8 protein-coding genes are annotated in these 11,188 nt (G+C 69.2%); 4 read left to right on the plus strand and 4 right to left on the minus strand.

Features of this window, described 5'->3' with window-relative positions; genetic code table 11:
- Nucleotides 1-339: 339 nt before the first annotated feature.
- From OM076_RS32025 to ppdK, 3 genes are all read right to left on the minus strand, one after another.
- Nucleotides 340-1,842: a flavin-containing monooxygenase gene (locus OM076_RS32025; RefSeq protein ID WP_270044218.1), complete on the minus strand. Its 1,503-nt coding sequence runs from the start codon at nt 1,840-1,842 to the stop codon at nt 340-342.
- A gap of 7 nt (nt 1,843-1,849) precedes the next feature.
- Complete coding sequence (locus tag OM076_RS32030; RefSeq protein WP_270044219.1) at nt 1,850-2,446, minus strand: ANTAR domain-containing response regulator; 597 nt, start codon at nt 2,444-2,446, stop codon at nt 1,850-1,852.
- 400 nt (nt 2,447-2,846) lie between these two features.
- Nucleotides 2,847-5,498, minus strand: a complete 2,652-nt coding sequence (gene ppdK / locus OM076_RS32035) for a pyruvate, phosphate dikinase (RefSeq protein ID WP_270044220.1) — start codon at nt 5,496-5,498, stop codon at nt 2,847-2,849.
- 151 nt (nt 5,499-5,649) lie between these two features.
- Between ppdK and gap the strand changes: the two genes are divergently transcribed.
- The 3 genes from gap (at nt 5,650) to OM076_RS32050 (ending at nt 9,112) form a co-directional block, all read left to right on the plus strand.
- Nucleotides 5,650-6,690, plus strand: a complete 1,041-nt coding sequence (gene gap / locus OM076_RS32040; RefSeq protein ID WP_270044221.1) for a type I glyceraldehyde-3-phosphate dehydrogenase — start codon at nt 5,650-5,652, stop codon at nt 6,688-6,690.
- 77 nt (nt 6,691-6,767) lie between these two features.
- Entirely contained in the window at nt 6,768-7,676 is a 909-nt protein-coding gene (locus OM076_RS32045; protein WP_270044222.1) for a universal stress protein, read from the plus strand.
- Entirely contained in the window at nt 7,673-9,112 is a 1,440-nt protein-coding gene (locus OM076_RS32050) for a glycosyltransferase (RefSeq protein ID WP_270044223.1), read from the plus strand. The genes OM076_RS32045 and OM076_RS32050 overlap by 4 nt, the downstream gene beginning before the upstream one ends.
- A 15-nt stretch (nt 9,113-9,127) precedes the next feature.
- Here OM076_RS32050 and OM076_RS32055 read toward each other — a convergent pair whose 3' ends face one another.
- Nucleotides 9,128-9,547 (minus strand): hypothetical protein, encoded by a 420-nt coding sequence (locus tag OM076_RS32055; protein WP_270044224.1) that lies wholly within the window; start codon nt 9,545-9,547, stop codon nt 9,128-9,130.
- Between the two features lie 153 nt (nt 9,548-9,700).
- On the opposite strand from OM076_RS32055, the gene OM076_RS32060 reads away from it, so the two are divergent.
- Nucleotides 9,701-11,182: an amino acid permease gene (locus OM076_RS32060; protein ID WP_443732132.1), complete on the plus strand. Its 1,482-nt coding sequence runs from the start codon at nt 9,701-9,703 to the stop codon at nt 11,180-11,182.
- Nucleotides 11,183-11,188 lie beyond the last annotated feature (6 nt).

Raw genomic sequence — 11,188 nt, forward strand, 5'->3', positions numbered from 1 at the left:
ACGACGGGTGCGCTTGCGGCACCGTGCCGGCGCGCAACGGCAACTCGTCACCCAGCTCGCGTGTCGCGGCCCTGGGATTCGGTGTCGAGGTGGCGTTCAAGGCGATCCCGCCGGCGCTGCTCGACGAGGCGCGCACGCGCGGCTTCCCGGTCTTCTCGATCCCGGATCTGGCGCCGGCTCATGCCGGACCGCGGTCGCCGATGCGTTCGGCGTCGATCGTCATCGATCACACGCCACGCCGGCCGAGAGAGTTGGAGCCGGAACCGATTGCCTGCCGAGGTATGAGGCGCACGATCAGGCCTGAGACGGCGCGCCGGCGGGTGATGAGGACGCGCGCGTTCACGGCGCCACGTGCGGACCGCCAGAGACCGGACGGTCAGGCCCTCGAAGGCGGTTGCTGGACTCGATTAGGTACTCCGACGGGTCGAAGCGGGCCGTGCGGCGCCGGAAGCGCCACGTCCAGTCGGGCCAGAGCATCGGGTTGTTGCCCTTGGCGTCCTGGTACCAGCTCGTGCAGCCCGTGTTCCAGACGGTGCCCTGCATCCGCTGCTGCACCTCCGCGTTGTAGGCGGCCTCGACCTCCGGGCGCACCTCGACGATGTCGGCGTCGCCCAGCGCGTTCAGCGCGTCCATCACGTACGCGATCTGGGACTCGATCATGTAGACCATCGAGCTGTGCCCGAGCCCGGTGTTCGGACCGAGCAGGATGAACAGGTTCGGGAAGCCCGGCACCGTGGCGCCCAAGTGGGCGTGCGGGGAGCCGTCCCAGACGTCGGCGAGCGCGCGCCCGCCGCGCCCGCGCACGAGCCGCCCGACCGGCATGTCGACGACGTGGAAGCCCGTGCCGAAGAGCAGCGCGTCGACCTCGAGCTCGCGCCCGTCGGTGGTGACGACCGAGCGCTCGCGGATCTCCGCCACGCCTTCGGTGACCAGCTCGACGTTCTCGCGCGTGAGGGTCCGATACCAGTCATTGGACGGCAGGATGCGCTTGCAGCCGAGGGTGTAGTCGGGCGTGGTGCGCGCGATCAGGTCCGCATCGCCTTCGAGGCCTCGCCGGCGGTGCCGGCCGGCGACCTTCTCGAGCAGCTTCATCCCGCGCGGCTGCTTGACGAAGCCGAGCACCATCAGCTCGCGCGCACCATAAATCCCGCCGCGGACCGCGCGCTGCACCGCCGGGAAGCGACGGTACACGCGCTGCTCGATCGGCTTCACCGGCCGCGCGCTGTGGGGCATGATCCACGGAGCCGTGCGCTGGAAGACGTAGAGCTGCTCCGCATCGGGCGCGACCTCCGGGACGTACTGGATCGCGGAGGCGCCGGTGCCGATCGAGGCGATCCGCAGCCCGCGCAGGTCGACCGAGTGGTCCCAGCGCGCGGAATGCATCGCCGGCCCGGTGAAGCGCTCGAGGCCCGGGACGTCCGGGATCCGCGGCTCGACCAGCGGGCCGGTGCCGGAGATCAGGACCTTCGCGGTGAACCTCCCGGCCGTTGTGTCTATCTGCCAGCGGCGTGCCTCGTCATTCCATGAGGCTTCGAGTACTTCTGTGTTCAGCCGGATCTTCGGCCGCACGCCGAAGGCGTCCACGACCCGCTCGAGGTAGGCGCGGATCTCCGGCTGGCGTGAATAGGTCCGCGACCAATCCGGATTCGGCGCGAACGAGAACGAGTACAGGTTCGACGGGACGTCGCAGGCACAGCCCGGATACGTGTTGTAGTGCCAGGTGCCGCCCACGCCGGCACCACGTTCGAGGACGGCGAAGTCCTCGACGCCCTGCTTGCGCAGGTTGATCGCCAGGCCGATGCCGGAGAAGCCGCTCCCGACGACCGCGACAGAGATGTCCATGCGTGGGTTAGCGCCGCGAAGCGTCCGGATGCCGGGAAAGCAGCCGATGTCCATCGACGACCGCAACCGCAAGATCGACGAGCTTGCGATTGTCGACCCGGGATTGATCGCGCAGCATCATGAACGCCGCGGGCTCATCAATGTTGTGGCGTTCCATGAGGATGCCCTTGGCTCGCTCGATCAACGCCCGGCGCCCGAATGCCCCTTGGAGGCTGTGATATTCGGCGAAGCGGTGCAGCACGATGTCGATCGAGCTCTGCCAGTCCTCGACGTCCGTGTCGCTGATGTGAGCGAAGACGCCGCGCTTGGAAGCCTGCTTGATGAACGCGGGATCCGGCCCGTGCAGCAGGACGATCACGGGACATGCGGCTTCCTGCACGATCCGGTCGATCAAGTCCAGCGCATGCTCCGAGTCGGCGCCGAGTCCGACCAGCGCGACATCGGGTCGCTCACGCGCGGTCAGCGGCCCCACTTCTTCGACGTTGATCTCTCGTGCGATGACCTCATGGCCAAGGTTGGCGACGATCGGGGCGACGAGGTCGAGCCGGTCCCTTCGCTCATTGGCGATGAGGACGCGAAGGTGCCTGGGTAGTTGATCGCTCATCGCCGGCGCGGCGCATTGTACGGGATCCGGCGGCAACTCCTGAGTGGAGCCCTGTGGTCCACAGTGGGCGGTGGTACGGTCCGACGGCAGGCCCCGCCCTATTCCTCCCGCGGCAGTGATCCCGGCTCCATCTCCTCGGCCGGCGTTGAAACGCATCCGTCTGGAGCTGAGCTCATGGAGCGCCGCACCAACGCACACGTTCGCCCTGGCAGGTCGTCGGCATCCTTCGAAGTTGTGTGCTCGGAAGTTCATCCGACGCGCTGCCACGAGTCACTCAATGCGGCCAGTCCGGAGGGACTGGTCACGCTCGCGATGCAGCACGGCGCTCACGCTCACGGTTTCACGCCGGCAGCGCGAAAGGCGACGATGGCGGCTGCTGTCACGGTGAAGCACCGCTGAGTCAAGCGCCCGAGCTCCGAGCGAGCGCGGCCTGCGCGGCCGCGACACGCGCGATCGGCAGCCGATAGGGCGAGCATGAGACGTAGTCCAGGCCCACGCGATCGAAGAACGCGATCGAGTCCGGGTCGCCGCCGTGCTCGCCGCAGATGCCGAGCTCGATGTCCGCGCGACCGGCGCGGCCGCGGGCGACCGCCAGCTCGACAAGCGCACCCACTCCCGCTTCGTCGATCGTCTCGAACGGCGAGCGATCGAGCAGGCGGCGTTCGAGGTAGCTCGGCACGAAGCCCGCCTCGACATCGTCGCGCGAGAAGCCGAGCGCGGTCTGAGTGAGGTCGTTGGTCCCGAAGGAGAAGAAGTCCGCATGCACCGCCAACCGATCGGCGACGAAGCACGCGCGCGGGAGCTCGATCATCGTGCCCACGAGGTAGTCCTTGCCCGCCGTCAGGCCGTGGCGCGAGCCGACTTCGACGACGAGGTCGAGCAGCTCGACCAACTCGGCGTCGTAGTCGACCAGCGGGATCATGATTTCCAGGTGCGGCGGCGGTGCCGACGCGCAGGCGGCGCGCATGATCGCCTCAATCTGCATCTCGTAGATCTCGGGGTGCACGATGCCCAGCCGGCAGCCCCGCGTCCCGAGCATCGGGTTGACCTCGCCGAGACGCAGGACGAGTTCGAGCTCCTGCTCGAGCGCCGGCAGCTCCGGCGCCTGCTCGTCGCGCGCCCGCTGGACGCGCTGGGCCAGCTCCACGCGGTCCGGAAGGAACTCGTGCAGCGGCGGGTCGAGCAGGCGAATGGTGATCGGCCGCCCGGGCATCGCCGCGAACAGGCCTTCGAAATCCTGCTGCTGCAGCGGCAGGAGCTCGGCCAGGGCGGCGCGGCGTTCGGCCTCAGTGCGGGCCATGATCATCGCGCGCATCTTCGGCTGGCGGTCGGCCGCCATGAACATGTGCTCGGTCCGGCACAGGCCGATGCCCTCGGCGCCGTGCTCGAGCGCCTTCAGCGCGTCGGCCGGCGTGTCGGCGTTGGCGCGGACGCCGAGCCGCCGGAACTCATCCGCCCACGTCAGCACGCGCTCGAAGCGCGCATTGCGCCCGGGCTCCACCAGCGGGACGTCGTCGCGCGTCACGATGCCGGCGCCGCCGTCGATCGCGATCCGCTCGCCGGCGGCGACGACAACGTCGCCGATCCGGATCACTCGCGCCCGCAGGTCGATATCGAGCTCGCCGGCGCCCACCACGGCCGGTCGGCCCATGCCGCGCGCGACCAGCGCGGCGTGGGAGGCCTTGCCGCCCTCGGTGGTGAGGATGCCGCGGGCGGCGTGGAAGCCGGCAACGTCGTCGGCCTCGGTGAACGGGCGGGCGAGGATCACGTCGCGGCCCTGCGCGGCGGCCGTGACCGCCTCCTCGGCGGTGAAGACGACCTCACCCTTGGCAGCCCCGGGCGACGCCGCGACGCCGCGTGCCAGCACCTCGAAGCGGGCATCGGGGTCAAAGGTCGGATGCAGGAGCGCATCGAGCGCGCCGGCGTCGATCGTGGCGAGCGCGCGTGCGGGGGTCAGCAGTCCCTCGTCGACCGCGTCGACGGCGAATCGGACGGCGGCCTGGGCCGGGCGCTTGGCGCTGCGCGTCTGCAGCATGTAGAGGCGGCCGGCTTCGACCGTGAATTCGACGTCCTGCATGTCGCCGTAGTGCTGCTCGAGCGTGCGCAGGATCTTCACCAACCGCGCGTACGCCTCGGGCAGCTCGTCCGCCAGTTCGTGCAGCGGGCGCGGCGTGCGCACTCCGGAGACGACGTCCTCGCCTTGAGCGTCGAGCAGGAAGTCGCCGCTGGGATCGGGAGCGCCGGTGATCTCGTCGCGCGAGAACGCGACGCCGGTGGCCGAGCCCGCGCCGCGGTTGCCGAACACCATCTGCTGGACGTTGACGGCGGTGCCCCAGTCATCCGGGATGTGGTTGATGCGGCGGTACTGCACCGCGCGGTCGCCCAGCCAGGAGTCGAAGACCGCGGCGATCGCGAGCCGCAACTGCTGCTGTGGGTCCTGCGGAAACGGGTCTCCGGTGTGGGCTTCATAGAGCGTGCGAAAGCGGCGCGTAACGTCCTTGAGGGCGTCGATGCCGAGCTCACGATCCTCGCGGACTCCCGCCCGCCGGCGCGCAGCCAGCAGGATCTCCTCGAAGCGCGCCCCCGGTACGCCGCTCACGACGTTGCCGAACATCTGCACGAAGCGCCGGTAGGAGTCCCACGCGAGGCGCTCGTTGCCGGTGCTTGCCGCCAGGCCCAACACGGACTCGTCGTTGAGGCCGAGGTCCAGGATCGTCTCGAGCATCCCCGGCATCGAGTCACGCGCGCCGGAGCGCACGGACACGAGCAGCGGGTCCGCGGAGTCGCCCAGGAGGCGTCCCGCGCGGGACTCGAGGCGCGCGATGCCGTCGGCAACCTGCGCCGCCAGTCCGGCGGGCTCGGTGCGATCGTCGCGCATGAAGGCGACGCACGCCTGCGTGGAGATCGTGAAGCCGGCCGGCACGAGTTCGGGCCCGAGGACCCGGGTCATCTCCGCGATGTTGGCCCCTTTGCCCCCGAGCAGCTCACGCATGTCGCGCGAGCCCTCGGCGAAGTCGTACACATAGCGGGACTGGGTAACGATCGCGGTCATTGGCGAAGTCTCGATGACGGAGCCACGGCGCACATGCGGGAGACGGCGCAGTCATGCCGCGGCTTACTACCCGCTTCGAGCGGCGTTGTCCCGGATGCCCGGGCGCGCTCGCGCCCATAGATTGAAAGCTTCCAGACCAAGGAGAGATCGCATGCCCCGCGTAGCCATCAATGGCTTCGGCCGCATCGGACGGGCCGTGCTGCGCGCGGCCGTCGAACGCGACGCCAAGTTCGAGATCGCCGCCATCAATGACGTCGCCGACGCGGCGACGCTGGCTCACCTGCTCGCCCACGATTCCGTGTACGGCCGTTTCCCGTCCGCGGTCCGTTGCCACGACGGCCTCCTCCAGATCGACGGTCATCAGATCGTCATCAGCGCCGAGCGCGATCCGGCCGACCTCCCGTGGGACGAGCTCGGCATCGACGTCGTGATCGAGGCCAGCGGGCGCTTTCGCACCCGCGAGGAGGTCGCTCGCCATCTCGAGGCCGGGGCCCGCACGGTCATCCTGTCGGCCCCGATGAAGGGCAGTGAGCCCGCCGACGCCGACCTCGTGCTCGGCGTCAACGACGACGCGTACGACCCCGAGCGCCATCACATCCTCACCAATGCGTCATGCACGACCAACTGCCTCGCCCCGGTCGCCATGATCCTGCACGACACCGTCGGCATCCGGCACGGCCTGATGACCACGATCCACTCCTACACCTCCGATCAGAACCTGCTCGACGCGCCGCACAAGGACCTCCGCCGCGCCCGCGCGGCGGCCTTGAACCTGATCCCGACGTCCACCGGCGCCGCCAAGGCGCTCGGACTCGTCATCCCCGAGCTCGCCGGCAAGCTGCACGGCTACGCCGTGCGCGTGCCACTCCCGACGGGCTCGATCGTCGACCTGACCGTCGAGGTCCAGCGTCCGACGAGCGTCGAGGAGATCAACGGCGCCTTCGCCGGCCGGGCCGACCGTGGCCTGCTGACGGGCATCCTTGCCTACAACGAGGACCCGATCGTCTCGGCCGACATCGTCAAGTCCCCCTACTCGGCGATCTACGACGCACCGCTGACGAGCGTGATCGACGAGACCCAGGTCAAGGTCGTCGCCTGGTACGACAACGAGTGGGGCTACGCGAACCGACTCGTGGACCTCACCGCCCGCGTTCTGGCCCACGTCCCGGTCGGAGCGGGCACGGCGGCCTGATCACCGGTGGGGGCGACCGCTTTTGGCGGCCGCCCCCCCACCGCGACCGTCGCAACCACTGACCCAAAGGAACCATCATGCACGCGCCCATCGTTGCCGCCTACGACCCGTATCAGGAGGATCGGGCGCCAGTCGAGCTCGCGCTCGCGCTCGGTGAGCTGACCGGCGCGCGCGTGATCGCCGTCGCCGTGTCCGTCTTCGACGGCTTCACGGACCCCGACGACGTCAACGCCGGCGTCAACCGGCCGGTGACCGCCACGATGGAGCGGCTCCTTCAGGAGACCGGCGCCGAAGCTCAGATCGAGAACGACGAGTCCGTGTCCCGGGCGCTCCAGACGGTCGTCGAGGACGTGGACGCCGGGCTGATCGTGGTCGGCTCCACCGGGCGCGGCGTCGCCGGGCGCGTTCTGCCCGGCAGCACGGCGGAGCGGCTCCTCCACGGCGCCCCATGCCCGGTCGCGCTCGCCCCGCACGGATACCGGCAGACGCCGATACAGACCGTCGCCGTGGGCTTCGTCGACACTCCCGAGGGGCACGCCGCGCTCGCGGCCGCCCACCAGCTCTCCGCTCGGGCCGGCGCGCGGCTGCGCGTGGTCATGGCGCTCCGTCCCCCGGGCTGGTTCAACGCCGTCACCGCGCCGGGCGAGCCGCGGCTACGCGGGAGCGACCTCGAGGGTCGCCGCCGATCCGAGATCGAGGATGCGCTCAATCGCGCGCTGTGCGGCCTGGGGCCCGACGTCGACGTCGAGTCCGAGTTCCACGTCGACGACCCCGCCGACGTGCTCCTGAACGTGTCCGGACACGTCGACCTACTCGTCTGCGGTTCGCGCGGCTACGGCCCGCTGCGCAGCGTCTTGCTCGGCGGCGTCTCGCGCCGGCTGGTCGACGGCGCCCACTGCCCCGTGCTCGTCCTCCCCCGCCAGGCCAAGCACCCGCTGGAAGACCTCGTGCGCGGAGTGGCGAAACGACTGGTGGCCGTGTCATGACCGTCACGACAGACGTCCGCGCCCCGGCGCTCGAGCTCGTGCCGGTCGGCTCGCTGGCGTTGGACCGGTTTGACCGAGTGCTCCCCGCGGCGGCGATGGAGGCGGTTCGCCGAGCGCAACGGCTCGGGCGCGCAGAACTCGCCGGACGCCGGATCTGGCACCTGAACTCGACAGCGCGCGGGGGTGGCGTGGCGGAGATGCTCGTGCCACTGCTGGCCTACGCCCGCGGCGCAGGTGTCGATGCGCGATGGGCCGTGATCGCGGGCGATGGGCCGTTCTTCGCGCTCACCAAGCGGCTCCACAACCGGTTGCACGGTGTGCCGGGCGACGGCGGGCCACTGGGGGACCTGGAGCGAGCCTCTTACGAGGCAGCACTCGCCCCGAACGCGGCGGACCTGCGCGACCTCCTGCGCCCCGCCGACATCGTGATCCTGCACGACCCGCAGACCGCAGGCCTGATCGGACACGTCAAGGCCTGCGGCGCGACGGCCGTCTGGCGCTGTCACGTCGGCCTGGACACGCCGAACGATCTCGCACGCGAGGCCTGGTCGTTCCTGGAGCCGTACGTGCTGCAGGCCGACGCCTACGTCTTCTCGCGTGAGTCGTTCGTGTGGGAAGGCCTCGACCCCGCGCGCCGGGCCATCGTCGCCCCGTCGATCGATGTCTTCTCGCCCAAGAACCAGGAGCTCGAGCCGGATGCCGTCGACGGCATCCTCGAGGCTGCGGGGTTGCGTCCGGCGGGCGGTGGGCCACCGGTCTTCCAGCGGATCGACGGCAGCATCGGCGGTGTCACTCGACGAGCGGAGCTGATCGAAGAACGCCCACTCGGACGCGGCGAGCGCTACGTCCTGCAGGTCTCGCGCTGGGATGCACTCAAGGATCCGCTCGGCGTCATCGACGGCTTCGCCGAGCACGTCGCTCCGCATACGGACGCGCACCTCGTCTACGCCGGCCCCGACGTCAAGGCCGTGGCAGACGATCCCGAGGGCGCGGCCGTGTTCGACGCGGCGGTCGAGCGCTGGCGGGCTCTCCCCGCCGAGCGGCGCGAGCGGGTGCACCTGGCGCTGTTGCCGATGGTCGACTCGCAAGAGAACGCGGCGATCGTCAATGCCCTGCAGCGCGGCGCCGACGTGGTCGTCCAAAAGAGCCTCGCCGAAGGCTTCGGGCTCACCGTCGCCGAGGCGATGTGGAAGCGTCGCGTAGTCGTGGCCAGCCGCATCGGCGGGATCCAGGACCAGATCGAGCACTACAGGAGTGGCATCCTGCTCGACGACCCGTACGACCTGCGCGAGTACGGCCTCGCGGTGCGGCGGCTCCTTCAAGCTCCCGAGCGTGCCGTCGAGATGGGCGATCGGGCACATGAGCGCGTGCGCGACCGCTACCTCGGCACACACTCGATCGTCGACTACCTGGCGCTGATCGAACGCCTGCTCTGAGACGACGCAGCGGCGCTAAGGGTCTTCAGCCGGAGGCCCAGCGCCCGCTGCCCGCTTGACGATCTCGCCCGGCTGTCGCATGACCGAGATCGTGCGCTCGAACAGCTCCGCTTGGGTCTCCATCATCTCCGCGGCCTGCTCGAGCGCCCGTGCCGACTCCGTCAGCGCCTCGGCCTGCCGATGCAACGCGCCGGCGCTCTGCTCGAGCAGGTCGAAGACGGCGTCATACGGCGCGAACGCCCGCGTGATCAACTCCTGCTGAAGCCGCCGCTCACGTTCAAGGATCGCCTGGAGCACCTCCGTCTGGCGATGGAGCGGCGCGACCAGCTGCTCCGGCAGCTCAGCACGGCCGGCGACCGCGGCGGCCGACGATGCCAGCGAGCGCATGGCCTTCTGCCATTCCGCAACGAGCTCGACACCACCACGCTCGGCCATGGAGAGCATCATCCACCGTCGGGGTTGACGGTGCGGTTAGTATCCATGCAGCCTCGCCTCTACCCTCGGCAGGCATCTTTCCGGCTCTAACGCTCGGCCGGCGTGTGCGTGACTCGCCAGTCATCGCGAACCAACGCGTCAGGAGCCGGGTCCATGAGTCGTCCAGCGATATCTCCCGAGACGGGAAGCGCGGCGCAAGAAGACTTTCAGCGTGGGCTGAAGGAGCGTCACATCCAGATGATCGCGATCGGTGGCGCGATCGGCGTGGGGCTGTTCCTGGGCTCGGCGAAAGCGATCCAGCAGGCCGGACCGTCTTTGTTGGTGTCATACGTCGTCGCCGGTGTCGCCATCTTCTTGATCATGCGAGCGCTTGGTGAGTTGTTGCTCTACCGACCGGTCGCGGGCTCGTTCGCCACGTACGCGGACGAGTTCGTCGGTCCGTGGGCGGGGTTCGCGACCGCCTGGACGTACTGGTTGATGTGGGTGGTGATCGCGATGGCGGAAATCACCGCGGCCGGAATCTACGTGCAGTACTGGGTGCCTGACATGCCGCAGTGGATCCCTGCGCTGATCGCGTTGGTGGTACTGCTCGGCGTCAACCTGACCGCCGTCGGCCTGTTCGGTGAGTTCGAGTTCTGGTTCGCGATCATCAAGGTGGTCACGATCATCGGCATGATCCTGCTCGGTCTGGCGATCATCGTCTTCGGCATCAGCGCACTCGGCGACAGCGCGGGCTTCTCGAACCTCTGGTCGTCGGATGGGTTCTTCCCCAAGGGGTTCAAGGGCCCGTTCCTGGCGCTTCAGATCGTGATGTTCGCGTTCTTGGGGGTCGAGCTGATCGGCGTCACGGCGGGCGAAGCCGAGAATCCCGAGAAGACGATCCCGTCGGCGATCAACAAGGTCATCTGGCGGATCCTGATCTTCTACGTCGGCGCGCTGCTGGTCATCATGTCGCTCGTCGCCTGGAACCAGCTCAATCCCGACGACAGCCCGTTCGTGGTCGTGTTCTCCCAGGTCGGCATTCCGGCCGCTGCCGGAATCGTCAACTTCGTCGTGCTGACTGCGGCGCTGTCGTCGTGTAACAGCGGGATCTTCAGCACGGGCCGGATGCTGTACACCCTCGCCGGTTTCGGGCAGGCGCCAGCGGCGCTGCGTAAGGTGAGTCGCCAGAAGGTTCCGGCCGCGGGGATGGTCGTCTCGTTCGTGGCGATGCTGGCCGGGGTCCTACTGAACTACTTCATTCCCGCGCGCGCGTTCGCGTACATCACGAGCATCGCCACCGTGTGTGGCCTGTTCGTGTGGGGAATGGTCATGATTTCGCACTTGAACTACCGCCGAACGGTGAACGCCGGCCGGCTGCCCGAGGGTGCGTTCAAGATGCCACTCACGCCCGCCGGGAACTGGTTCGTGTTGGCCTTCCTCGCCTTGGTCCTCGTGCTGATGGCGTTCAACTCCGACACGCGGATCGCGTTGTACGTGACCCCGGTCTGGGTGCTCGCGTTGCTGATCGGATATTTCGCCTCGCGCGCCAACCACGCGCGGCTAACACCCGGGGCCAGCGACACCAGCCCTCGCAAGCCGAAGCCGCCTGCCGCCTCTGGGCCCACGGTGGGTCCCACCGCGAGTCCCGCGTGACCCTTT

This window comes from Solirubrobacter ginsenosidimutans, from assembly GCF_027587205.1.